The sequence below is a fragment of the Acidovorax sp. GW101-3H11 genome (assembly GCF_001633105.1).
GTDB lineage: Bacteria > Pseudomonadota > Gammaproteobacteria > Burkholderiales > Burkholderiaceae_C > Acidovorax.
This window is the reverse complement of record NZ_LUKZ01000002.1, coordinates 185,302-207,809: the sequence shown is the minus strand read 5'-3', so window position 1 is coordinate 207,809 and position 22,508 is coordinate 185,302. Positions and strand designations below refer to the sequence as shown.

Below are 22,508 nucleotides of genomic sequence, written 5' to 3'. Positions count from 1 at the left end.
ACACCATCCACAGGAACCTTCTCGCCAGGCCGCACGCGCAAGAGGTCTCCCACATGGACATGGGACAAGGGAACATCACTCTCCTGACCGTTGGTGTCAATACGCCGCGCGGTCTTGGGGGCCAGGCCCAGCAGCGATTTGATGGCGGCCGAGGTCTGCGAGCGTGCCTTGAGCTCCAGCATCTGGCCTAGCAGCGTGAGCGAGATGATGACCGCTGCAGCTTCGAAATACACCGCCACGCGCCCCATGGCCTGGAACGAGGCGGGAAACACCCCCGGCGCAACGGTCGCGACCACGCTATAGACAAATGCTGCGCCCGTTCCCAGACCAATCAGCGTCCACATGTTGGGACTGCGGTTCACGACCGACTGCGCACCGCGCAAGAAGAAGGGCCAGCCCGCCCACAGGACGATGGGTACCGTCAGCACCAGTTCAATCCAGCTCTGTGTGACCATCTCGAACCACTGCAACCGGTGCCCAAGCATGGCCAGGACGGTAACCACCACAGTGAGAGGCAGCGTCCACCAGAAGCGATGTCGGAAATCCACGAGCTCGGCGTTTTCTCCCTCATCCAGCGTGGGCAGCATGGGCTCCAGTGTCATGCCGCACTTGGGGCAATTTCCAGGATGGTCCTGTTGCACCTCAGGGTGCATGGGGCAGGTATAGGTTGTGCCCGGTTGCGCCGCTTCGGGCTCAGGCTGAGGCGCGCGCTCGCTGATGGGAGTCGAGAGAAACTTTTGCGGCGCTTCCATGAAGCGTGCTTTGCATTTGGCGCTGCAAAAGTAGTAAGGACGCCCTTCGTGCTCTGTCGAGTGATGCGATTGTTCCGTCACATCCATACCGCAGACAGGATCCTTTAGTCCCGTCGTGGGCAACGACACATGCGTGTGATGCCCTTCATGATGCTGGTGGTCATGATGGACGTGTTCGTGCGGTTGCGCATTCGACATGGATAGCCTCCCTGGGTGTTTTGGCCGTGCAAGATTACTTCTTGCTCGAATCGACGTTGTGGGAGCCGTGCCCCCCGTGTCCGTGGAAAAGGTGCATCAGGGGGCAAGCCAGCAAGAGCAGATACGGCCAGTAGCCCGCGACATGCGACCAGTGCTCTTTGAGAAGAAAAAACATGCCAATGAAAGCGAGCATGACGACTGCGCCAATCAGTCTCTTTCTGCCCATTGAAGCGCTGGCCTTATCCGATTGTCCTGTACTGTGATCGTGGTTCATGGTTTTCTCCATATGAGGTCGTCGAGACAGTGACGAGCCGTATGGAAACAATAAGGCTTAACACGGTGGCAATGTCAAACTGATGACAAGTCCTCTTGACGTGGATCATGTGCCTGCTCAGCCCCCATGCGCACTGCAAACGGCGTCTGAGTAACGCTGCCCTGATTCCCCGACAGCGGTCCAAGGGTCAGGGCAGCGATCGCTGAGTACAGAGAACTATTTCGTGGGTGCTGTGGGTTGCTTGCCATTGCGAACGAGAAACGCATCCAGCACAGCGATTTCCTTTTTTTGCGCGGAAATAATGTCCTGGGCCATGCTGAGTAGTTGGGGATCTTTTCCATCGCGCAATTGGCTCTGCGCCATGTCGATGGCACCTTGATGGTGGATGCGCATCATTTGCGCGAAATCCACATCGGGATTGCCTGACGTCTTCACGGACGCCATCTTGTCGTTGTTCTCTTTCATCATGGACTTCATGTCCATCTTGCCTGCAGGCATCGTCTGATCCATGGCAGCGCCTTTCATGCCAGCGTGTGGGGCAGACTGGGCGTGCAACGACAAGGGAACCACCAACGCGCATGCAAGAAAGGCGGTTGCCGAGACGGTTTTCGAGGGTGGGTGCAGAAATCTCATGGTGGGCTCCTTGAACAGCGTCAATCTGCGTGGGCCATGGCGGCACATTCTTGAGCGCATTTGTGGCAAGCGGCGGCACATGCCTTGCAATGCTCGGCTTCGTGCCTAGCGCACTCATCGCCGCAGGCCTTGCAGATCTGCGCGCACAGCGCACAAATCGCCTCGGCGTATTCGCTTCGGCGCGCCATCACATCGGCAGCTAAGCTGCAAGCGGCCGCACAGTCCGCGTCCAGCGCAATGCAGCGGGCCATCATCTTGACGTCCTCCTCCTTGAGGCACTCTGCGAAACACTGATGGCAAGCCGTCGCGCACGACCGGCAAGCATTGATGCAAGACATGTAGGGGTTCGGGGTGTGATTCATCTGGATCTCCTGATAGGTTTGGATGGCTCAAAAAGTTGAACTTGATCCTACGCAGCGGGCTGCAAGGAGCATCCATCTTCCGCCGCGAGAAGCATTCGGTTCTGTAGGCTCGCGCCGACGATTGACTCAGCCTTCGAGCAATTTGCCGCAATTTCGGTGCAAGATGACGAAGAGGTTTCAGGGTCGTAATCTAGATGTCATATTCGACCAAGTAGTCTTCGCCAAGGCTGTTTGTTACGCCTATTCGCACGGCTGCCGTCCAATCACAGCCCTTCAAAGCTGACGTAACCACCATGCAGTGCACTACGGGCCCAGCTGTGGTACCTCTTACGCCACAAGGCGTCAGCGCACACGCGACGATCGGATGCCAGAAAGAACGCCAGATGGTTCGGCTTCCCCAGTGTTTGATCGCGCAGCGAGCATGCGGCCTGCGGCATCGACTTTGATCATGCCCAATCTTGGATGGCTCCAGTAGCGCGTTTTTCCATCCTCCGTCGCAACTCTGGTGGCCGACGCTTCAACGCGCACCTCGTTGTCGGTAGGTGCGGCAAACGTGGTCGCAGACGCCAGCGACGCTGCTGCGACCAACATAGACACAATCATCTTTTTGTACATGGTCTTACTTTCCTCATCAGTCATTAAAACGTCAGCTGGGCCGACGGCTACACGCGGATACAAGACATCAATGGGCGGCGTGTGGAAGAGGATTTTGGGCTACGGGGACGAACGAGAAGCTGTAGTGCGGATGACGTTTTCGAAATATACGGAACATGCAATGTTCATCGGGTGCTTCATCCCGGTGAGGAGGCATAGACCGTATCTCGAACCAGATCCCTCTGCACTTTTCACCTCGCCCCAAACCTGTCAAAAGCGTAATCGGGAGGTCACCGCTTCGTAGGGGTGCGGGTTCTAGACTTCTCTCCGTGGCGCAGAAAAACGCCACCTGGATGGACCATATCGGGCATCCGGCGCCACAGGAGACCATCATGAAAATTCGTACTGCCATCCTCGTCGCCAGTCTCGCTGCATTCGCTACAGCGTCCTTCGCTACTTCGGTCTACCACGCAAGCCCAAGTCAGGAAGAAGGCGTGAGTCTGGCCCCCGACCACCTGGGCAACGCAGTCAGCCGTCAAGCTGTCGAAAGCACCGTACTGGCCGCGCAAAAGGACGGTTCTCTGTACTGGATCAGCCGTGGTTACCCGGCTACTTATCCGCTCGTCCCTGGCCCCAAGCTGACAAAGACCCGCCAGCAAGTCTTGGATGAGTTGCAGGCCGCCAAGCGCAATCCCGTGACCAGCGATGGCATGCGCGATCTCGGAGGCGAGGCAGGTTGGGTCAACGCCAGCCAACTGCCCTGAACCCCGAACCATCCCCACTACCGCGAATCTCCAAGACCGGCCTGCAGCTGCACTCAAACCATCTCCATTTATCAAGAAGGAAATCCCATCATGAAACTCAAGTCCACCCTCATCGTCCTCTCTCTTATCGCAGCCCCTGCATTTGCTTCGGACCAAGTGGTCAGTAAGACGCGCGAGCAAGTCCGTGCTGAATTGGCGCAGGCTCAGCAGAGCGGCGACATGCTCGCCTTTGGCGAATCGGGTCTTACGCTCAAGCAGATCAATCCTGGCGCCTATCCCGTGGCTACTTCGACTCAGGTCGGCAAATCCCGAGAGCAAGTGCGGGACGAGCTGGAGCAGGCTATCCGTACAGGCGACATCATGGTGGCCGGTGAATTCGGCGTCAAACGCAATGAACTGATGTCAGGCCGCTATCCCATCGTGACAGGCAAATCGCTGAAGACACGTGACCAGGTAAAGAGCGAGCTGGCACGCGCCATCCGCGAAGGCGAAGTCGTCGCTGTGGGCGAAGACGGCCGCAAGCTCAACGAAATCTATCCGGACCGCTATCACGCAGCGCAGCATGCGGCCATGGCCACCACCTCGGACGAATCCTCCAAGGCGCCACGGTTGCAGTGAGTTTTCCCAGGGGGTCAGCGGCTGAGCTGGAGGAGCCTTGCCAAAAAAGGGCCGCCTCCAGCTTGAATGCAAAGCATGCCCACGGCCCCGACAGCAGGTGCGCACGACCGTTGTCTTACAACTCGCTCAGGATCAGACCTGCATGTTCATCACATCGGTGTAGGCCTGGACAATTCGATTGCGGCTTTGCAAGGTCGCCTGGAACGCAATATTCGACTTGACTCCAGCGAGCATGGTCCCTTCCAAGCTGACCGTGGGGTTGCCAAGTGTGACCTCTCGACTCAGCCGACCCGATTCACCTTGCAATTGGCTTGTGATTGTCAGCGCCTGCTTCATGGCGTCTAGAAAACCGCCCCCTTGGATGCTCGGTGCTGTGGACACAGAGTTTCCCAACAAACCGACTGGCGACAGAGCATCCAATGGCTTGGTAGTGACGTTCATGTCGAGGACCTCATGGTTGGACGAAGAATTTGCGAAGTGCCGCCTTGGAGATCTCTACCAAGGTGATGGTCCATCGTAGTTTCTGGCGCCAGACCTGTAGCTTTCGCAGCGCAAGTTATTACCAGCTAGTCCCCCCGTTCGGGATAACAGGCGCTTCATCTTGCCGACATCGCCGTGAATCGAACCCGAGGCCGAAGGAGCCAGACCCAGGCGAACCGCACCATGCCAAAGAACCGGGTCTCACAGCCGCTGCGAAATCTCCAGCAGCGGCTTGATACTGGAACCAAAACGGCTCATCAAAGCGTGGTTCTGCTCCAGTTGGCTATACGGCAGGTACCGGATTCCCAACTCCGAAACGCGGGAGAATGCAGGCCTTTGAAGTTGTTCAGCGACCTTGTCTCTGCGATTGTCTGGAGCCACAAGAAACAATGCACAGTTGACTGCAACCGACGTGCCCAAGGCCAGGTCGAGCATTCGCACGATCCCCGAATAGATGGACGTGGTGTGCTCGACTTCAAATGCGGCCGCGACCTGCGATGTCTGAGTATCAATCCATACGACATCAATGAGTCGAATCGACTCCAGTCCCCTGTCCACGCTGGCAGGCAACTGCGCCAGACATCCGTCTCCCAAAAGGCCGCTGCCGTAGGAGCGACCCCGGTCGTTGGACGCTATCCAGACATCAAACCCGAGAGACTTGCCCAGATCGCGCAATGAAGCCTGAATACCCGTGTGGGTCGCATCGCTTTCGGTCGCCTGGGACATCTCCCGTTGCGATGCGGTGGATTCCAGCCGCACACGTTCAAGGTCTTCTTGCCAGAGTGTCGCCGTCGCCGCATCCATTGCTTGTGGCGGCGCTGCATATCGGCCACTGCCAATGTCAAACATGAGTCCCGCAATCGCACCGAGATCATTCGATAGTTTCAGCCGGTACTGCGCGTTCAAGCGCAGCAAGCCCTCCCGCATAGAGAGATAGTGGTCCCAACGTCCGAGCTTCACGCGCCCGCCAGTCACTGCGTTGAAACCATTGACAATGGCAGTGTTAAAGGGAGAGAGCAGCGTTGGGTGGATGAAATACAGCAAGTTGGCGACTGCTGGGCCCAAGCCTTTGATGCCGATTGCATCGATGCGCTGTATGGCGGCAACGACGTCTTCTGCGCAATCGCAGTGATCGCAGGTGTGAAGGAGATCTGCGAAGGCGAGCTGGTTACTCGTGTTTTCGTAGATGTCCGGAATCCTCAGCTTGGGTTTCCAGAGGAACGCGTGGTCCGCACCTTTGAAAATTTGGCGCTGCTCTGCCACGGAACCCACGATCGTCTCCAGCGAGGAGCCTCGGTAGGCGTTGCCAAACGTTCCTCCCCGGATGTCCTCCACCACCTGTGCCATGCCTCTGCGTATGGAGCGGAAGTTCTTGATCCTCTGATCCCACAGGAACCAGCTGTTGTAGGTGCTGCTCGGATCCGCCTTCCAGCAGTCAATAAGGGTTGCAAAGGGGTCATGCATTTGTCGTGAAGTGCTTGCCAATGGTCTGTGCACTGGGGAAATACATCGAAAAACAGGTCCTGCCATCGGCCGAACTCACTGAGATGCGGCCCCGGTGTGCATGAACAATCGCCTGGGTGATGGACAAGCCCAAGCCTGCACCGTCGGAATCCAGTTGCTTGCGCGACTTGTCTGCCCGAAAGAAACGGTCAAACAGGCGGGGGATCATCTGCGCATCGATAGAAGGTCCAGTGTTGACTACATCCACGGTGGTTCCGTGAACGTCCCCTTGAATGTCAACGACCACCTGTTCTCCAGGGGGGGTGTAGCGAACGGCGTTGGACAGGAGATTGCTCAGCGCCCGGCGAAGCATCAACCGGTCGCCAGTGATCTCCGCCGTTCCGATCAGTTGCAGCCGGACCCGCTTTTCTTCGGCAAGGGCCTCGTAGAAATCAAACAAGGCCTGTGCTTCATCATGAACTGCGATTCTCTCCGTGCTGGGAAGAATAAGCCCGTGGTCAGCCTTGGCCAGGAACAACATGTCAGCCACCATGCGGGCCAAACGCTGGTACTCCTCGGCGTTGGAGGCCAGTATGTCCTGGTACTCCTCGGAGGAGCGAGCTTGGCTAAGCGTGACCTGGGTCTGCGTCATCAGATTGTTGATGGGCGTTCGCAGCTCGTGAGCCAGGTCCGAAGAAAACTCGGACAGCCGGTCGAACTCCTCCTTGAGCCGCCGGAGCATCTCGTTGAGAGTGGTCGCCAAGTCTGCCATTTCCACTGGAAACTCCTGGGTTGGCATCCGCTCGTCCAGTCGCTGTGCCGTGATGGCCATGGCGCGAGATCTCATGGCCCGAAGGGGGGCCAAGCCATTCTTTGCGGCCCACCAGCCCAGGACCCCGGCCACTAGAGTGGCCAACGCCACATAGCCCACAAGCACCCAAATCAATTCGTACATGAAGTGCTTGTGGTGGGCAATGTCTACAGCTACCCAGACCTGCAGCGGCGGCTCGGCGGAACCCGGCAACGTCACGAGTGCCGACATCCCTCGGTATTCCCGCCCCTTCGTTTTCCAGGAGGCAACCCCCAGGCGGGCCCTCTGGGCCAGGGCATGGAGATCATCTGGAAACTGGAAATCCGTGGTCGCGTAAAGCGTGGCCCTGTCACGGAAAACGCTGACAAAAAGGCCCTCATGGCTGTGCAAGACGTCGTCCAGACGCATTTTGAGGTCTTCAGGTGACGTGGATTTTCCTATCACCTCACGTGTGAGGTGGATCTTGTCGCGCAGGGCATCGCGATCCAGTTCCACAAAATGGCGATCGATAGAAATGGCGACGATGGTCCCCAAGCCAACGAGCACAAGCCCAGAAGCCAGCGTAAAAAAGGCCGTCAGCCGTGTCGTCAGCGAGTGCCGGGCTTTCACGGAATCTCCTGTGGCGCTTCAAGCACATACCCCATGCCTCGCACCGTCTGGATCAGTTTGGCGTCATAGGCATCGTCAATTTTGGCCCGAAGCCTGCGCATTGCCACCTCGACCACGTTGGAGTCGCTGTCGAAATTCATATCCCACACCTGCGACGCGATCAGAGAGCGAGGCAAAACCTCCCCTTGGCGACGCATCAGCAGCTCCAGCAGCCCGAATTCCTTGGGTGTGAGGTCGATGCGTTTGCCGGACCTGCTGACTCGACGCCGCAGAAGGTCCAGTTCAAGATCTGCCACCTGCAGAATAGTCACCTCGGCGCCACTGCGGCCGCGCCTCAGTATGGTCCGTGCCCTTGCCAGCAATTCGGCAAAAGAAAACGGCTTGACCAGATAGTCGTCTGCGCCCAACTCTAGGCCTTTGACGCGATCCTGAACCTGGTCCTTGGCCGTGAGAAATAGCACGGGCATCTCAAGGCCACGGCGACGCATATTGGTGAGGACCTGCCAGCCGTCCATCCGAGGAAGCATCACATCCAGGATCACGAGATCGTAATCCTCCTCTTGAACCAGACGCAGGCCATCGACACCGTTGTGAACCAGATCAGCGTTGAATCCCGCTTCACGCAAGCCTTGGCGCAGGTATTCCCCGGTTTTGATTTCGTCCTCAACGATCAGTATCTTCACGAGACCTCCTTGGCGCTGCGAGTGGCCGCCAGTGTGCCCGCAGATTTGCGCCTTTCTTGAACATGACAAAGATGTAATTGAGACGTTATCTATTTGGAAGCCGTTGACTCACACAATGCGTTGCATCAAAACGCATGGTGAATCTATGAGAAATTCCTGGCTTTCACGACTTAACTCAATCCCCTGGCTGGCCGCTGCACTGCTGGCGCCTTCGCTGGCCTTTGCTCAGATGCCGGACGGTGCCCCCCCGAAAGTGGACTACCAACTTTCGTACCGATCAGCTCTGACGGGCTATGAGGTCTACAAAGAGCAAGCCGTCCAGCCCTGGAAGGCTGCCAACGACAAGGTGGGCGAAATTGGAGGATGGCGCGCCTATGCCAAGGAAATGCGCCAGCCCGCACCCGCAGCGGACCAGGGCCAACCAGCCCAAGGCCATGACGCACACCACGGGGGCAAACAATGATCCGTACCCTTCGCATGCCCCGCGCCAAACTAGTGATCGCTGTTGCCGCAGTGGCGGTCTTGTCTGGCTGCGCCAGCGTGAATCTGGAGCAAAACCTCTCCAGCGCCAACGCGGCGACAAGCGGTTTCACGGACGGCGGACTTACTCTGGCCCGGGACCGGAATGAGCAAGATGCCTTGCGCCAACGCGCCTCGGACTTGTTGGCCAAACCGCTCAGTCAACAAGATGCCGTTCAACTCGCTCTGGTCAATAGCCCGTCCCTGCAAGCCATCGTGGCTCAAAACTGGGCGGACGCTTCCACGGCGGCCCAGTCCGGCCGCATCGCCAACCCTATTCTGAGCCTGGAGCGCGTTCGGCTAGGCAGCGAGACGGAGATCGGACGCCTCCTTTCCTTCGGTCTGCTTGACCTGCTGACCTTGCCCATGCGCAAAGGTATCGCCGAGCAGCGTGTCAAACAGACTCAGCTGCGCCTCAGCAGCGATGTAGTGGACCAGGTGACCCAAGTACGCCAAGCCTGGGTCCGCGCTGTTGCCGCGCAACAGACGTTGACTTACACCCAACAGGTTGTCGCAAGCGCCCAAGCCAGCGCCGAGTTGGCCAAGCGCATGCAGGCAGTCGGTAATTTCAACAAGCTTGACCGTGCACGCCAGCAAGCGTTCTATGCCGACACAGCGACCCAGCTGGCCACCGCCCAGCACGGGGTCACAGCGGCCCGTGAAGAGCTGGTGCGGATGCTGGGCCTTGATGACAACCAAGCCCAGCAGCTCAAGTTGCCTGAGCGCCTGCCGACGCTGCCCAAGGAGCCGCTGTCCCCAGCAGATGCTGGCCGTCAGGCATCCAAGGGGCGGCTGGATCTTCAGATCGCGAAGGCCGACTATGACGCAGCCGCACGCGCGCAAGGCTGGAACACGATCACGACCTTCACGGACATTGAACTGGGTGTACGGCGCGACTCTGTCTTCGATGCAGCCGAGAACACCCACTCGACGCGGCGCGGCTTCGAGATCAGTCTGCAGCTGCCGATCTTCGATTGGGGGGGCATGCGACGCGATTCCATGAACGCGCAAACCCTGGCCGCTGCCAACCGCCTGGAGGCCACAGCCCGCGCGGCGGGCTCGAACTTGCGCGAGAGCTATTCCGCGTACCGCACGGCATACGACATCGCGCGCCACCACCGCGACGAAGTGATCCCGCTGCGTAAGAGCATCTCTGAAGAAAACCAGCTTCGCTACAACGGGATGCTGATCAGCGTCTTTGAGTTGCTTGCCGACTCCCGCGACCAGGTGAACTCAGTGATGGCGGCTCTGAACGCCGAACAGCAGTTTTGGCTAGCGGACGCAGCCCTTCAAGCCTCCCTCATCGGCAAGCCCACCAGCGCAGGTGTCTCGGGCGGTGGCGCAGCCGCAGCCGAAGCTGGTGCAGGTCACTGATCCCTCAAGGAAACCAACATGAATTCAAGAAGAGATTTTTTCCGATTTGCTGGCATTGCTGGGGGGGCTGTGGCCGCAGCGAGTGTGAGCCGGGTGGCGATGGCCGCTCTGCCAGAGCCAGTGTTCCAGACGAGTGCGGACACCATGGCGCCGCTGGTGCCCAATTCGGGGCGCCCCTACAACCCCGTGGTCACGCTCAACGGCTGGACGCTGCCGTGGCGCATGAACCAGGGGGTCAAAGAGTTCCACTTGGTGGCAGAACCCGTGGTGCGCGAAATGGCTCCTGGCTTCAAGGCCCACCTGTGGGGATACAACGGCCAGAGTCCCGGTCCCACCATTGAAGTCGTGGAAGGCGACCGCGTCCGCATTTTTGTGACCAACAAACTGCCCGAGCACACCAGTATCCACTGGCACGGGCAGCGATTGCCTAATGGCATGGACGGCGTGGCGGGCTTGAATCAGCCAGCGATTCAGTCCGGCAAAACCTTCGTCTACGAGTTCGTTGCGCGCCGTCCGGGGACCTTCATGTACCACCCCCATGCCGACGAAATGGCTCAGATGGCCATGGGCATGATGGGTTTTTGGATCACGCATCCCAAGACCAAACATCCGCTGATCGACGAAGTGAACCGGGACTTCTGCTTCCTCCTGAGCGCCTACGACATCGAGCCCGGCGCCGCGACACCCAAGGTCGCGGAAATGCTGAACTTCAATTTGTGGACCTGGAACAGCCGCATCTTTCCTGGCATCGATTCCTTGAACGTCCGGCTCAACGACAAGGTGCGGATTCGCATCGGCAACCTCACCATGACCAATCACCCGATGCATTTGCACGGGCACGAGTTTCTGGTAACGGGCACGGACGGCGGTCCCACGCCCAAGAGCACCCGTCTCTATGAAGTGACAACCGACGTGGCAGTGGGCCAGATGCGCCAGATTGAGTTCCTCGCGGACGAAGAAGGCGACTGGGCGTTCCACTGCCACAAGAGCCACCACACCATGAATGCAATGGGTCACGACATTCCCACCATGATTGGAGTGGACCATCGCGGCGTCGCCAAGAAGATCAACAACCTGATCCCCGACTACATGGTCATGGGCGAACGGGGCATGGCAGACATGACCGAGATGGAGATGCCCATTCCGGACAACACCATTCCCATGATGACGGGGGAAGGCCCGTTCGGGTCGGTCGAAATGGGCGGGATGTTCAGCGTCGTCAAAGTACGCCGCGACCAGAAGCCGGGCGACTACAAAAACCCGGGTTGGTACAAAAACCCGGAGGGCACGGTGGCCTACGAGTACACCGGCCCGATGGTTGAGCCCGCCCGCTTCAAGGCTGAAGGTGGCCAATCCATGCCCCGCAAAGAAAAGTCAAGTTCGGACACTGTCGTCAAGGTCAAAAAGCCGTCTTCGCACAGCGGCCATTGATCGCCCCCTTTCCTCATTCACAACGTAAGGTAACTATGAAAAGCACTCTTTCCCTGATCGCTGCCTCAACCCTGGTGGCTCTGTCTTTCAATAGCCTGGCAGGTGGTACTCACAGCGGTGGTCACGGCCACGGAAGCGAGGAGTCAGCCATAGGACAGCCAGGTACAGCAAGCAAGGTAAGCCGCACGATCAATGTTGACATGGCTGACACCATGCGCTTCACGCCCGCGGCAATCTCCGTCAAGCAGGGCGAGACTATCAAGTTCGTAATTAAGAACGGTGGTCAGGTCAAACACGAATTCAGCCTGGGTACCGATGCCGAACTCAAGGAACACTACGAGACGATGAAGAAGTTCCCGGATATGGAGCATGACGAACCCAGCAAAGTGTCGCTGGCTCCAGGCAAGCAAGGGGAAATCATCTGGCAGTTCACAAAGGCTGGTGAAGTCAAGTTTGCCTGCCTTTACCCAGGTCATTACGACGCGGGCATGAAGGGCCAGGTCACGGTGGTGAAGAAGTAAGCTGAAAAGTCTTCTACGCGATTGAACAAGGAGTTCCTATGAAAAACGCAAACAGTCTTTTAATCGGCGCGATGTTGTCGCTGATCACCCTCATGCCGCTGTCGGCCACGGCACAGGCCACGGGCGACGCTGGCAAGCCAGCTGCCATGGCTGCGGCCTCTATGACTGATGGAGAGGTACGAAAGATCGACAAGGACGCGGGGAAAATCACCATCAAGCATGGCGACATCAAGCATCTAGACATGCCGGGGATGACCATGGTGTTCCCAGCCAAAGACAAGGCCCTGCTCGACAAGACGCAAGTTGGCGACAAGATCCGCTTCATGGTGATCAACGAGGGTGGAAAGATGGTCGTCACTGCCATCGAACCTGCCAAGTAGGGATAGAAGTGTTTCACGGCGCCCCCAAGAAGGGGTGCGCTTTCGCTCATACCTCAAACTACCAAGGAAAAATCATGAAAACGCTCCTTATTGCTCTGACTCTGACGGCCGCATCGTCCGCATTCGCCGCTGGCGACACCCAGGAAGCCACGCCCTATACCAACTCCAAGGCGCAAGCGCATGGCGAAGACCACAAGAAAGCCCGTCCTGCAACCGGTGTGAAGCGGACCAAGGATGGCGGTACAGCGCGGGGTGAAGGCTCTGGCCTTGCGGACACCAGCAAGGCCGAAGCCCGTGGTCAGGAAAAGGCCAATGCGCGTGAAGCCATGCCGCACAAGGAAGCCACTCCGGGCTCCACGCCTAAGTAATGCAAACAGGTGGGCCACAAGCGTGGCCCGCCCAAGTACGGGCTGGCCGCAATCGCGGTGCAAGGTGATGGCTCTGCAAGCTACCTCACGGCCTAGTTCAATGCCCGCTCTGATGCACGTGTACGCCACGCATCCATGTCATGAGATCCAAATGACTGGTTGTCGGCTTGTTGGTTACCCCAGAGTGAGCGGGGGCGGCCTTGGCACCGCGACGCTTCGGTTTGACAAAGCTAACACTGTGATTGGGGGCCGAGGGACTGTCTGCGGCGAGGTTTTCCAGAATCGCGCAATGGGCATGATCGTCACCTGCGCACACAGAAACCAACTGCTCTAACGCCGATTTCATCTCGACAATTTCCCGTAGCTTCCGCCAAATGGCGCTCGGCTATCGCTTTTAACTGCCGACGGCGTGTGTCACCCCATTGCATTGGCCGATCCACTCCTTGATCTGGGGCCTGGAGTGTTAAGGTTGTTCGATTTGCCGATACCGTCTGGGTCAGGAAAACGCTGCCCAGCAATATCAAGCAAATGACAAGGATTCTTCGCACGGAGGAGCTGTACTCCAGCTGCCTGCCGGCGCCCTGAGCACTGCCAGTCAAATGCTGCGCTGATTCACCCGCTTTGACAGCGCGTCTGCACTCTCGCGTCGCTCGCTATACCGATCCACCAGATAGTCTGCACTATCGCGGGTCAGCAGCGTGAACTTCACCAGCTCTTCCATTACATCCACCACACGCTCGTAGTAGCTTGATGGCTTCATGCGGCCACTTTCGTCGAACTCCAAAAAGGCTTTTGCGACCGACGACTGGTTGGGGATGGTGATCATGCGCATCCACCGACCCAGTACCCGCATCTGATTGACGGCATTGAACGACTGCGAGCCACCCGAGACTTCCATCACCGCCAGGGTCTTGCCCTGGGTCGGCCGCACGGCCCCCACGGACAGAGGTATCCAGTCGATCTGCATCTTCAGGATGCCGGTCATCGCGCCATGGCGCTCCGGTGAGGTCCAGACCATGCCCTCCGCCCATTGGGCCAGCTCTCGCAACTCCACCACCTTCGGATGGCTGTCGGGCTCTGCGTCCGGCAGTGGCAGCCCTCGCGGATCGTAGATGCGGGTTTCAGCACCGAGGGCGCGCAGCAGTCGCGCAGCCTCTTCGGTCAGCAATCGGCTATAGGAGCGCTCTCTCACAGAGCCGTAGAGCAGCAGGATGCGGGGTGCATGGGTAGAACGCTGTGCGGGCACCAGTCGCTCAAGATCGGCCTGCTCGAAGAGCGTGGCATCAACGTTGGGAAGATCCGGATTCATACCAGTCCTTTGAAGAGTTCACGACCTTGACCACCAGCAGCATGACCGGCACCTCGATGAGCACCCCCACCACCGTGGCCAGGGCCGCACCCGAATGAAAACCGAACAGGCTGATGGCTGTCGCCACGGCCAGCTCGAAGAAGTTGGAAGCACCGATCAATGCTGATGGGCAGGCAATGGCATGCTTTTCTCCCGCTGCGCGATTGAGCCAATACGCCAGTGCCGAGTTGAAGAACACCTGGATCAGGATGGGTACGGCCAGCAATGCGATGACCAGGGGCTGCTGCAGGATGGCCTCGCCCTGGAACGCGAACAGCAGCACCAGGGTGAGCAGTAGCGCAGCAATGGACCAGGGACCAATGCGATGCAGCGCAGCGTCGAACACGGCTTGACCTCGGGCCAGCAGTGCCCGGCGCAACCATTGGGCCAGCACAACGGGAATCAAGATGTACAGGACGACAGAGGTGAGCAACGTGTCCCACGGCACCGTGATTGCCGACAGGCCCAGCAGGAAAGCCACGAGCGGCGCGAACGCGACGATCATGATGCTGTCGTTCAGCGCGACCTGGGACAGCGTGAACAGCGGGTCGCCCCCCGTGAGACGGCTCCACACGAACACCATGGCGGTGCACGGGGCGGCGGCCAGCAGGATCAAGCCAGCGATGTAGCTGTCGATCTGGTCAGCTGGCAGGTATGGGGCAAACCACTGACGTATGAACAGCCAGCCCAGAAAAGCCATGGAGAATGGCTTGACCAGCCAGTTCACGAATAAGGTGACCCCGATGCCGCGCATGTGGTTGCGCACTTCGCCCAGGGCGGCGAAGTCCACCTTGAGCAGCATCGGAATGATCATCACCCAGATGAGCAGGCCCACCGGAATGTTCACGCGGGCGACTTCCCACGCACCAATCGCGCGTGCTGTTCCAGGAAACACCTGGCCCAACCCGATCCCCACCACGATGCACAGCACCACCCACACGGTGAGGTAGCGCTCGAACACGCTCATGCTGGATTTCTGCATCCCGTTTCTCAGTTTGTGACCAGTTGGCGAGCGGTGGTCTGAAGCACCGCCTTGGCCAGCTTGTCTTCGGGAAGGCTAACCAGCAGTTCGAGCCGACGCTTCATGGCGTGCAGCGTCTGGCGGAAGGCTTCAAGTTGCTGCTCGTCCGTGCCGTCGCCCTCGCTGGGGTCTGCATAGCCCCAGTGCGCTGTGGCGGGGTGGCCTAGCCAGATGGGGCAGACCTCGCCCGCCGCGTTGTCGCACACCGTGATGATCAGGTCCATCTGGGGCGCGTCGGGCGTGGCGAACTCATCCCAGCTCTTGCTGCGCAGGCCTTCGGTGGAAATGCCTGCTTTTTGCAGCACCTGCAGTCCGAGGGGGTTGGGCTGCTGGTTGTCGCGTGGGCTGCTCCCAGCGGAGTAGGCCTTGAACCGACCGGCACCCATGTCATTGAGCAGCGCTTCGGCCAGGATGCTGCGCGCCGAGTTGTGTGTGCAAAGAAAGAGAACTTTCAAGGGTTGTGGGGTTGCGCTCATGGTGAACTCCAGGGTCAATGGTGGTGAGATAGGTGAATCTGGGCTGAGCGCACAGGCGCTTGGGGCATGGATTGCCCTACAGGGAACCCTCAGCAGTTGCAGGAGGCGGCCTCTTCAGTGAGGCATAGCGCACCCTGGCAACAGTTTTCTGTCAGGTAGGCCAGCAGACCGTTCATGGTCTGGTACGAGGCGCGATACACCAGGTTGCGCCCGTGGCGCTCCTGGCTCACCAGGCCAGCATGGGCCAACTCTTTGAGGTGAAACGACAGGGTGTTGGAGGCTACTCCCAGCTGCTCGGAGATTGCGCCAGGGGTGAGACCATCCTTGCCTGCCACGACGAGTGCGCGGAAGACACGGAGGCGTACCTCTTGAGCAAGCGCTGCAAGCGAGCGGACAACTTCAGGCTCATTCATTTCTCAATAATACACCAATTATTGAAATATAAGCCGGCTAAATCCACTCCTATTTGCATGGCGAGTGGCGGCTCGGGAAATGCGATTCGCCCCAATGGCCGTGATGAGTGGCACGCTCCAAAATCACACACCCTGGCTCGACCATCGAGGTACGCAGTCCAAAAGGCGCCAGCATCGGTCAGGGGTGGCGGCTTGCATCCGAAATCCTTGATTGAAGGAATCAGTCAGTAGACTGATTGGTCTTCTCTCAGGGCCGTCAACAACAACAGAAGGGATTTCTCGACTGCGGCACGATCCCGCTCACTCAGGCAGGCAAGCAATTGCACTGCGTGGTCATCCAGGGCAGCATTCCAATGATTGACTGACTGAAACCCTTCGTCGGTGAGCGTGACCAACCATTTCCGGGAATCGGCGGGATTGGGCTCCTTGACGACCAGACCACGGGTCGCAAGTGCGTCAACAGAACGCGACACCCAACTTTTTTCGCGTCCAACCCGCCTGCCCAGTTCAGTCATCGCAAGCGTCCCGGAGCGCTCCAGTTCGGCGAGCAGATTGCATTGGCTGTTCATCTTGCTGTTGCGTTCCACTGACCTACTTTGCGATTGTGTGAACAAACGGGCGACCTCCCGCAACAGACTTCCCGAAATGGCCGTTGTCATTTTGGTGCGTATTGCAGTGGATAGTATGAAGTCTTGGTTTTTTTGTGTGGCCAACGCTTCCGCTCAAGAGCCAAGGCGGTCGGCTCATAGCGCCGAAACTAGCTCGTGGAAGTGAGCATGTTCAGCCAACTATGCGGTCTGGCTACCCTCGTACCCTTCGAAGAAGGCGCAGGCCATTGCCCACCACCAGCAAGCTGGCCCCCATGTCCGCGAAGACCGCCATCCACATAGTGGCCGTGCCAACGACAGCCATCACCAGGAAGACGCTTTTGATGCCCAGTGCCAGGGTGATGTTCTGCCAGAGAATGGCGTGGGTGCGCTTGGATAGACGCACTGTCTCGGCGACGCGCTGCAGGTCATCGTTCATGATGACTACATCGGCGGCTTCCATGGCCGTGTCAGTTCCCGCTGCACCCATGGCAAAACCGATGTCGGCCTGCGCCAGCGCCGGCGCATCGTTGATGCCGTCGCCGGTCATGCCGGTAGCGCCATAGCGCTTTTGCATTTCCTTGATGGCATCGAGCTTGGCTTCGGGCAGCAGATCTCCACGGGCGTCATCAATGCCGGCCTGCGCCGCGATGGCTTTTGCGGTGGCCGTGTTGTCGCCGGTCAGCATCACCGAGGTCACACCCAGTGCCTTGAGATCGACGATGGCCTGTTTCGATGTCTCACGGATGGTGTCCGCTACCGCGAACAGCGCCAGGACGCCCGAATCGTCAGCCAGGAGGGTTACCGTGCGGCCTTGCTTTTCGTGGATGACCAGCTCCGCCTCCAGCTCCGGACCACACAGTCCTTGCTCATGGATCAAACGGTGATTGCCCAGCATCAAGCGCATACCATTGACCATGCCTTCGACACCGCGCCCAGGCAAGGCCTTGAAGCTTTCTGCTTCTGGGTCCTTTACGTCCAAGCCCTGGACAATCGCCTTTGAAACCGGGTGATCGGAGCGAGCCGCCAGGCTGGCAGCCATTTGCTGGACTGCTACCTCGTTACCGGCACCCCACACCTGCCACTTCACCAGCTTGGGTTTGCCTTCGGTGATGGTGCCGGTCTTGTCCAGCGCCACCGCCTTCAGAAGCCGGGCATCTTCCAAGTAGGTTCCGCCCTTGATCAAGATCCCACGGCGCGCTCCTGCGGCCAATCCGCTGACCACCGTGACCGGCGTGGAAATGACCAGAGCGCATGGGCAGGCGATCACCAGCAGGACCAGGGCCTTGTAGAGCGCCTCCAGCCAGGTAAGGCCCATCAGGAAAGGAGTGAGGACCGCCACCGCCACGGCAATGGCGAAGACTGCGGGGGTGTAGATGGAGGCGAACCGATCCACAAAGCGCTGCGTCGGAGCGCGCGTGCCCTGCGCCTGCTCAACGGCCTGGATGATCCTGGCCAGGGTGGTGTTGCTCGACAGGGCTGTGACCTCGAACTCCAGCTCACCAGTCTCGTTGATCGTGCCGGCGAACACCTGGTCGCCAGGTGCCTTGTCCACGGGGATGCTCTCGCCAGTCACGGGGGCCTGGTTGATGGCGCCATTGCCCTTGGTCACCTTACCGTCCAGCGGCACGCGTTCGCCCGGCTTGATGCGCACGGTCGCTCCGATGGCGACCGAAGCCACCGGTGTAGCGGTCCATGCTCCGTTGGTGCCCAGTACCAAAGCCTCTTCGGGCGCCAGTTCCAGCAAGCCCTTGATAGCGTTTCGGGCCCGGTCCACTGCCTTGGCTTCGATGAGCTCCGCAATCGCGTACAAAGCCATCACCATCGCGGCTTCTGGCCACTGACCAATGAGGAATGCGCCGGTGACGGCCACCGACATCAGCGCATTGATGTTCAGCTTGCCGCGCAGCAGCGCCGCAATGCCTTTTTTGTAGGTGTCGATGCCGGCCAGCCAGATAGCCAGAGCGGCAATCGCCATGCCGGCCACTTTCCAGGCCATATGGTCGGGCGCGAAGAACGAAAGTACCTCAGCGCCTGTGGCGAACACCAGCGCGGCTACCAGCCGGGAGATGCCGCCTGCAAAACCATGTCCATGGTCGTCGCCTTCGGCTGGTTCGCCCGCCTGTCCGCCCTCGGAGCCATTGGCGCCTGGAACTGGCTGCGGATCGAAGCCCGCTTTGCGCATGGCGTCGAGTGCCAACGGGTAGGTGCCTTCGTTGGCATCGATCTTGAGCGTCCGCGCGCCGAGCTGAAAGCCCAGAGAGCGGATCCCATCCAGAGGCTCCAGCGCTCGGCGAATCTCCGCCTCCTCGGCGCTGCAGTCCATGGTCGCAATGCGAAACACCCGGCCTAGGCTACCCTGGGTGTTTGCCGCAGTGACCACGGGCTGTGGATCGAAACCCGCCTTGCGGATGGCATCGAGCGCAAGGGGCAAGGCGCGATCCTCCGCATCGATCTTCAGCGTGCGCGCGCCGAGCTGGAAACCCAACGAGCGGATTCCCTCAAGCGGTTCCAGAGCCCGCCGGATCTCCGACTCTTCGGCACTGCAGTCCATGGTGGCGATTCGGAACAGCTTGCCCTGGCCCGGGCTGCTTGTGGCTGCAGGGACCACTGCTGCGGTACTGGAACAGCCCGAGGAGCAGCAGGTGTCAACAGTGGTGGGAGGTGTGCTTGTTTCTGATTTCATAGCCCAATTGGAACCCTTCAAGTAGCTTTAAAGTCAAGCAGCAAAAAAGAATATGGCTGCTTTGTCCTGGGTAAATCGGATTTCTTAACGGTCCGTACTCAGTCGCAGGGGCACAGGATCGACCCCACCCCGTCGAAAAACAACATCAATTCGGGGGGATTTCGATTCCCACATTCGTTACCCCGTTTTCTGACGATGCAAAGGGCTTTCCCTGGTGCATGCGTGCAATAGCTCCTACTATGGCCAACCCAAGGCCATGGTTACTCTGCCCATGACTACGAGCCGGATCTGCACGGAAGAATCGGTCAAACAGCTGCGGGAGTAGCTCGGGATCGATAGTGCTGCCGTAGTTGGTGACACTGATCAACACACGGCCCTCATCGATAGTTCTGAGGTTGACTTGGACGATTGAGCCAGGGTTCGCGTATCGGGTGGCGTTGCCGAGCAAGTTCGACAGGGCCCGGCGCAACAACGGCACGTCGAAAGCGCCATGCGCATCGCCGACCACCTTAGCGGTGAGACCAGCCTCGGCCAGTGCCGCTTCGTGGTAATCCAGTACGTCAGCAGCCACTGATGCAAGAGTCGCAACGGGGGCCCGACGTGCTCCCACACCCCGATCCGCCTGGGACAGGAACAGCATGTCATTGACGATGCCCGTCAGGCGGTGCAGCTCCTCCAAATTGGACGCCAGCACCTCGCGAATATCCGCCTGCTCAGGGCGCAGCAAAGCCAGTTCATTGTTGGCAATGAGCGTGGCCAAAGGCGTGCACAACTCATGCGCCACGTCCGCATTGAAGCCTTCCATCTGGGAATAGGCCTTCTCAATGCGAGCAAGGAGCGCGTTGAACTGGTCGATCAAAGGCACGAGCTCAAGGGGCTGCTCGGCGCTGTCGAGACGTTGATGCAGATTGTCAGCCGACACTGCGCGCGTCTGACTGGCCAGTCTTCGGACGGGCGCCAGGCCCAAGTTGACCAGGGAGAATCCGCCTAGCGATACAACGACGGCCCCACCGATGGCTGCGACCAGCAAGGTAAGAGCAAGTCGGTGCAACAACTGGTTGTCGGTTTGGATATCCAGCGACAGCTGAACGCGCAAGTTCTTTGAGGGAGTCTGGTCCGTAGTCTGTGCTACTTCGAACTGCCGTTGGCGCCATACCGTCTTCGCATTCTGGTTGCGGGTGTGGGCGTAGAGAACAATCCCGTCCGCCCGCGCGACTTCGAGCGACAGATCTCCGTGCCCAACAAGGAAGTCATCGAGTTTGTGCGCAAGGTCTTCCGAATCCCCATGCTCCTTGCCATCCACTAGCAAGTGCCGAATGACGTTTTCCTTTTGCGCCAGCGTTTCCTCTTGCCGATCACGAAAGTTGAACTCGGTCACCAGATACACCGCCAGACAGACCACCCCGAGTCCGGCAAAGCTCTGCAGCGCCAGCCACCAAGACAACCGCTGGCGCAATGAGCGATGTTGGGCCAGCTCCTTCATCCGTTGCGGTCCTCCATCACGTATCCCATGCCGCGAATAGTATGGAGCAGCGTAGTGTCAAACGGCACATCGATCTTGGTACGGAGGCGCCGGATCGCGACCTCCACCACGCTGGTATCGCTGTCGAAGTTCATGTCCCACACCTGTTCAGCGATCTCAGTGCGAGAAAGCACTTCGCCTTTTCTTCTCAGAAACAGAGTCAGCAGCAGAAACTCCTTCGCAGTCAACTCCAAGCGCTGGCCACACCGGGACGCTTTGCGCCGTACCAGGTCTAATTCCAGGTCGCCCAACCGCAGTTGCGTGGGCTCTGCGGCATCCCGCGCGCCATGGGTCCGCCGCAGCAGCACCTGGATGCGGGCGCTCAGTTCGGAAAACGCAAAGGGCTTGACCAGATAGTCGTCGGCACCCGTCTTGAGTCCCAATACCCGATCCTCGACGCGGACCCTTGCTGTCAACATCAAGACCGGAGTCTGCTTGGTCTTGCGAAAGGCCGTTAAAAGGCTGAAGCCGTCGATCCCTGGGAGCATCGCGTCCAAGACCAGCAGATCGTGCACGCCTTCCAGAGCCATGTGAAGGCCATCTACCCCGTTGTGCGCAACGTCCACCACGTAGCCAGCCTCTCCCAGGCCCTTGCGCAGGTACTCGGCCAGCTTGACTTCGTCTTCGATGAGCAGAATTTTCATGCCGCCATTCTCGAAGAATGCGGCCAGTTGGTAGTTTACAAATTTGTAATCTGGCTGTTGGCGCCGTGTCGCGCGCGGATTTTTACAGTGTCTCCGTGTCGAAAGGCATAGTCCCGGCAGATCGCCGAGGGCTAACTGATATCAAGGGACAACACCATGACTGTTCGCAAACCCCTCGCCCTCACTCTGATCGCCTTCACAATTGCGGCTCCAGGATTTTCATCTGCCTCGTCGCTGTACCATCCTGCTGGTGGCGAAGTGGGCATGACCACACATCCCGACCACATGCAAAGCGCAATGTCCCGTGGCGATGTGCTTCAGGCTGTCGAAGTAGCGCGCAAGGATGGCACGCTGGCAGTCCTTTCGCGCGGGGGTGCGCTGCCAGTCAAAGCAACAGGCTCAACAAAGACGCGTGAGCAGGTCCAACAGGAATTTCTCAACATGTCGGCAGCTGAAAAGAAGGCGCTTCTGGACATGAACGGCGGCGCTCGCTGATTTCCCAACCCAGTGCCCTTCAGCGGCCATCCAAGCCTCAGTACGCCCTTCATGACGCATGCTAGACTTCAAAAATGCGCCGCTTGATCGCTGTTTTTATGCTTGCATTGCTTCCGTTCCAGTTCAGCTGGTCTGCGGTGGCTGCTTATTGCATGCATGAGAGCTCAACCGCGCAGTCGCAGCACCTTGGGCATCACGAACACAAGCATGAAGCCAAAGGCGGGACTGGTCAGGCCGAAAAGTCCAGCCAGGGAGCCGATGCATTTGATGTTGACTGCTCAGTCTGTCATGGCGCGGGTATCGGGGCCTTGAACTGGTCAGATGCAAAGCCAGTCTTCATCCATGAAAGCCGCGTGGAGCCTCCTTCAGGCAAGCGCCTGCTGGCTGTAACCCCCACGCCCCCAGACCGCCCTCAGTGGTCCGTCCTCGCCTGATCGGCGGGGGCATCTCACTTTTCTTTTTCAGTCTTGTCCGCCATCGCGGCCGAAGCAGTTGCGTGTGT

The 22,508-nt window shown here is 59.0% G+C and carries 27 protein-coding genes; 10 read left to right on the top strand and 17 right to left on the bottom strand.

Annotation, left to right across the window (positions count from 1 at the left end; all coding sequences use genetic code 11):
- The 5 genes from A1D30_RS03145 to A1D30_RS25425 form a co-directional block, all read right to left on the bottom strand.
- Positions 1-950 (bottom strand): heavy metal-binding domain-containing protein (locus A1D30_RS03145; protein ID WP_242421766.1); only part of this gene is annotated, 950 nt, incomplete at its 3' end.
- Positions 951-984: 34 nt separating this feature from the next.
- Positions 985-1,176 (bottom strand): DUF2933 domain-containing protein, encoded by a 192-nt coding sequence (locus A1D30_RS03140; RefSeq protein ID WP_055402945.1) that lies wholly within the window; start codon positions 1,174-1,176, stop codon positions 985-987.
- Between the two features lie 264 nt (positions 1,177-1,440).
- A complete protein-coding gene (locus A1D30_RS03135; RefSeq protein WP_063459418.1) occupies positions 1,441-1,857 on the bottom strand; it encodes a DUF305 domain-containing protein in 417 nt (138 codons plus the stop codon).
- A 20-nt stretch (positions 1,858-1,877) separates the two neighbouring features.
- Positions 1,878-2,219, bottom strand: a complete 342-nt coding sequence (locus A1D30_RS26340) for a four-helix bundle copper-binding protein (protein ID WP_055401394.1) — start codon at positions 2,217-2,219, stop codon at positions 1,878-1,880.
- Between the two features lie 342 nt (positions 2,220-2,561).
- Positions 2,562-2,834, bottom strand: coding sequence for a hypothetical protein (locus tag A1D30_RS25425; RefSeq protein WP_131798409.1), 273 nt, complete (start codon positions 2,832-2,834; stop codon positions 2,562-2,564).
- Positions 2,835-3,205: 371 nt separating this feature from the next.
- On the opposite strand from A1D30_RS25425, the gene A1D30_RS03125 reads away from it, so the two are divergent.
- A complete protein-coding gene (locus A1D30_RS03125) occupies positions 3,206-3,577 on the top strand; it encodes a hypothetical protein (protein WP_082836304.1) in 372 nt (123 codons plus the stop codon).
- 90 nt (positions 3,578-3,667) lie between these two features.
- On the top strand, positions 3,668-4,195 hold the full coding sequence (locus A1D30_RS03120; protein ID WP_055401389.1) for a DUF4148 domain-containing protein: 528 nt from the start codon (positions 3,668-3,670) through the stop codon (positions 4,193-4,195).
- Positions 4,196-4,327: 132 nt separating this feature from the next.
- Here the strand turns inward: A1D30_RS03120 and A1D30_RS03115 are convergent, their stop codons facing one another.
- The 4 genes from A1D30_RS03115 to A1D30_RS03100 form a co-directional block, all read right to left on the bottom strand.
- Positions 4,328-4,636: a flagellar hook-basal body complex protein FliE gene (locus A1D30_RS03115; protein WP_055401387.1), complete on the bottom strand. Its 309-nt coding sequence runs from the start codon at positions 4,634-4,636 to the stop codon at positions 4,328-4,330.
- Positions 4,637-4,876: 240 nt separating this feature from the next.
- A complete protein-coding gene (locus A1D30_RS03110) occupies positions 4,877-6,139 on the bottom strand; it encodes a hypothetical protein (RefSeq protein ID WP_063459333.1) in 1,263 nt (420 codons plus the stop codon).
- Entirely contained in the window at positions 6,132-7,538 is a 1,407-nt protein-coding gene (locus A1D30_RS03105; protein ID WP_063459332.1) for a heavy metal sensor histidine kinase, read from the bottom strand. The genes A1D30_RS03110 and A1D30_RS03105 overlap by 8 nt, the downstream gene beginning before the upstream one ends.
- Positions 7,535-8,221 carry a heavy metal response regulator transcription factor gene (locus tag A1D30_RS03100; protein ID WP_063459331.1) on the bottom strand — a complete coding sequence of 229 codons (687 nt, stop codon included), beginning with the start codon at positions 8,219-8,221 and terminating at the stop codon, positions 7,535-7,537. The genes A1D30_RS03105 and A1D30_RS03100 overlap by 4 nt, the downstream gene beginning before the upstream one ends.
- Before the next feature lie 253 nt (positions 8,222-8,474).
- Between A1D30_RS03100 and A1D30_RS03095 the strand changes: the two genes are divergently transcribed.
- The 6 genes from A1D30_RS03095 to A1D30_RS03070 all read left to right on the top strand — a co-directional run bounded on the left by A1D30_RS03095 (position 8,475) and on the right by A1D30_RS03070 (position 12,814).
- Entirely contained in the window at positions 8,475-8,684 is a 210-nt protein-coding gene (locus tag A1D30_RS03095; protein WP_242421765.1) for a hypothetical protein, read from the top strand.
- Positions 8,681-10,114 (top strand): TolC family protein, encoded by a 1,434-nt coding sequence (locus A1D30_RS03090; protein WP_063459329.1) that lies wholly within the window; start codon positions 8,681-8,683, stop codon positions 10,112-10,114. The genes A1D30_RS03095 and A1D30_RS03090 overlap by 4 nt, the downstream gene beginning before the upstream one ends.
- Positions 10,115-10,132: 18 nt before the next feature.
- Positions 10,133-11,545 (top strand): copper oxidase, encoded by a 1,413-nt coding sequence (locus A1D30_RS03085; RefSeq protein ID WP_063459328.1) that lies wholly within the window; start codon positions 10,133-10,135, stop codon positions 11,543-11,545.
- A gap of 35 nt (positions 11,546-11,580) precedes the next feature.
- Entirely contained in the window at positions 11,581-12,066 is a 486-nt protein-coding gene (locus A1D30_RS03080) for a cupredoxin family protein (RefSeq protein WP_063459327.1), read from the top strand.
- 38 nt (positions 12,067-12,104) lie between these two features.
- Entirely contained in the window at positions 12,105-12,446 is a 342-nt protein-coding gene (locus A1D30_RS03075) for a copper-binding protein (protein ID WP_063459326.1), read from the top strand.
- Positions 12,447-12,520: 74 nt separating this feature from the next.
- On the top strand, positions 12,521-12,814 hold the full coding sequence (locus A1D30_RS03070; RefSeq protein ID WP_055396768.1) for a hypothetical protein: 294 nt from the start codon (positions 12,521-12,523) through the stop codon (positions 12,812-12,814).
- A 595-nt stretch (positions 12,815-13,409) separates the two neighbouring features.
- On the opposite strand, the gene arsH is transcribed toward A1D30_RS03070, so the two are convergent.
- From arsH to A1D30_RS03030, 8 genes are all read right to left on the bottom strand, one after another.
- Positions 13,410-14,123, bottom strand: a complete 714-nt coding sequence (arsH, locus tag A1D30_RS03065; RefSeq protein WP_055396770.1) for an arsenical resistance protein ArsH — start codon at positions 14,121-14,123, stop codon at positions 13,410-13,412.
- On the bottom strand, positions 14,098-15,144 hold the full coding sequence (arsB, locus tag A1D30_RS03060) for an ACR3 family arsenite efflux transporter (RefSeq protein ID WP_197506379.1): 1,047 nt from the start codon (positions 15,142-15,144) through the stop codon (positions 14,098-14,100). The genes arsH and arsB overlap by 26 nt, the downstream gene beginning before the upstream one ends.
- Positions 15,145-15,152: 8 nt before the next feature.
- The gene (locus A1D30_RS03055) at positions 15,153-15,659 is read right to left on the bottom strand and encodes an arsenate reductase ArsC (RefSeq protein WP_063459417.1); all 507 of its coding nucleotides are present in this window, start codon (positions 15,657-15,659) and stop codon (positions 15,153-15,155) included.
- Positions 15,660-15,748: 89 nt separating this feature from the next.
- Positions 15,749-16,072 (bottom strand): helix-turn-helix domain-containing protein, encoded by a 324-nt coding sequence (locus A1D30_RS03050; RefSeq protein WP_063459325.1) that lies wholly within the window; start codon positions 16,070-16,072, stop codon positions 15,749-15,751.
- A 224-nt stretch (positions 16,073-16,296) separates the two neighbouring features.
- On the bottom strand, positions 16,297-16,659 hold the full coding sequence (locus A1D30_RS03045) for a MarR family transcriptional regulator (protein ID WP_238324276.1): 363 nt from the start codon (positions 16,657-16,659) through the stop codon (positions 16,297-16,299).
- 214 nt (positions 16,660-16,873) lie between these two features.
- Complete coding sequence (locus tag A1D30_RS03040) at positions 16,874-19,270, bottom strand: heavy metal translocating P-type ATPase (protein WP_255424298.1); 2,397 nt, start codon at positions 19,268-19,270, stop codon at positions 16,874-16,876.
- A gap of 220 nt (positions 19,271-19,490) precedes the next feature.
- Complete coding sequence (locus tag A1D30_RS03035) at positions 19,491-20,828, bottom strand: heavy metal sensor histidine kinase (protein ID WP_082836287.1); 1,338 nt, start codon at positions 20,826-20,828, stop codon at positions 19,491-19,493.
- Entirely contained in the window at positions 20,825-21,511 is a 687-nt protein-coding gene (locus A1D30_RS03030) for a heavy metal response regulator transcription factor (RefSeq protein WP_063459324.1), read from the bottom strand. The genes A1D30_RS03035 and A1D30_RS03030 overlap by 4 nt, the downstream gene beginning before the upstream one ends.
- Positions 21,512-21,667: 156 nt before the next feature.
- Here A1D30_RS03030 and A1D30_RS24595 point away from each other — a divergent pair, with 156 nt between their 5' ends.
- Positions 21,668-22,006, top strand: coding sequence for a DUF4148 domain-containing protein (locus A1D30_RS24595; protein WP_069103149.1), 339 nt, complete (start codon positions 21,668-21,670; stop codon positions 22,004-22,006).
- A gap of 74 nt (positions 22,007-22,080) precedes the next feature.
- Positions 22,081-22,440 (top strand): cation efflux protein, CzcI family, encoded by a 360-nt coding sequence (czcI, locus tag A1D30_RS24590; RefSeq protein WP_082836286.1) that lies wholly within the window; start codon positions 22,081-22,083, stop codon positions 22,438-22,440.
- The last annotated feature ends 68 nt before the right edge of the window (positions 22,441-22,508 follow it).

Excerpts from the sequence above, each read along its gene's own strand:
- A1D30_RS03110 (WP_063459333.1), bottom strand. The coding sequence starts at position 6,139 with ATGCATGACCCCTTTGCAACCCTTATTGACTGCTGGAAGGCGGATCCG.
- A1D30_RS03140 (WP_055402945.1), bottom strand. The coding sequence starts at position 1,176 with ATGGGCAGAAAGAGACTGATTGGCGCAGTCGTCATGCTCGCTTTCATT.
- A1D30_RS26340 (WP_055401394.1), bottom strand. The coding sequence starts at position 2,219 with ATGAATCACACCCCGAACCCCTACATGTCTTGCATCAATGCTTGCCGG.
- A1D30_RS03050 (WP_063459325.1), bottom strand. The coding sequence starts at position 16,072 with ATGAATGAGCCTGAAGTTGTCCGCTCGCTTGCAGCGCTTGCTCAAGAG.
- czcI (WP_082836286.1), top strand. The coding sequence starts at position 22,081 with ATGCGCCGCTTGATCGCTGTTTTTATGCTTGCATTGCTTCCGTTCCAG.
- arsB (WP_197506379.1), bottom strand. The coding sequence starts at position 15,144 with ATGCAGAAATCCAGCATGAGCGTGTTCGAGCGCTACCTCACCGTGTGG.
- A1D30_RS03080 (WP_063459327.1), top strand. The coding sequence starts at position 11,581 with ATGAAAAGCACTCTTTCCCTGATCGCTGCCTCAACCCTGGTGGCTCTG.
- A1D30_RS03070 (WP_055396768.1), top strand. The coding sequence starts at position 12,521 with ATGAAAACGCTCCTTATTGCTCTGACTCTGACGGCCGCATCGTCCGCA.
- A1D30_RS25425 (WP_131798409.1), bottom strand. The coding sequence starts at position 2,834 with ATGTACAAAAAGATGATTGTGTCTATGTTGGTCGCAGCAGCGTCGCTG.
- A1D30_RS03035 (WP_082836287.1), bottom strand. The coding sequence starts at position 20,828 with ATGAAGGAGCTGGCCCAACATCGCTCATTGCGCCAGCGGTTGTCTTGG.
- A1D30_RS03125 (WP_082836304.1), top strand. The coding sequence starts at position 3,206 with ATGAAAATTCGTACTGCCATCCTCGTCGCCAGTCTCGCTGCATTCGCT.
- A1D30_RS03055 (WP_063459417.1), bottom strand. The coding sequence starts at position 15,659 with ATGAGCGCAACCCCACAACCCTTGAAAGTTCTCTTTCTTTGCACACAC.
- A1D30_RS03135 (WP_063459418.1), bottom strand. The coding sequence starts at position 1,857 with ATGAGATTTCTGCACCCACCCTCGAAAACCGTCTCGGCAACCGCCTTT.
- arsH (WP_055396770.1), bottom strand. The coding sequence starts at position 14,123 with ATGAATCCGGATCTTCCCAACGTTGATGCCACGCTCTTCGAGCAGGCC.
- A1D30_RS03115 (WP_055401387.1), bottom strand. The coding sequence starts at position 4,636 with ATGAACGTCACTACCAAGCCATTGGATGCTCTGTCGCCAGTCGGTTTG.
- A1D30_RS03090 (WP_063459329.1), top strand. The coding sequence starts at position 8,681 with ATGATCCGTACCCTTCGCATGCCCCGCGCCAAACTAGTGATCGCTGTT.
- A1D30_RS24595 (WP_069103149.1), top strand. The coding sequence starts at position 21,668 with ATGACTGTTCGCAAACCCCTCGCCCTCACTCTGATCGCCTTCACAATT.
- A1D30_RS03120 (WP_055401389.1), top strand. The coding sequence starts at position 3,668 with ATGAAACTCAAGTCCACCCTCATCGTCCTCTCTCTTATCGCAGCCCCT.
- A1D30_RS03030 (WP_063459324.1), bottom strand. The coding sequence starts at position 21,511 with ATGAAAATTCTGCTCATCGAAGACGAAGTCAAGCTGGCCGAGTACCTG.
- A1D30_RS03085 (WP_063459328.1), top strand. The coding sequence starts at position 10,133 with ATGAATTCAAGAAGAGATTTTTTCCGATTTGCTGGCATTGCTGGGGGG.
- A1D30_RS03075 (WP_063459326.1), top strand. The coding sequence starts at position 12,105 with ATGAAAAACGCAAACAGTCTTTTAATCGGCGCGATGTTGTCGCTGATC.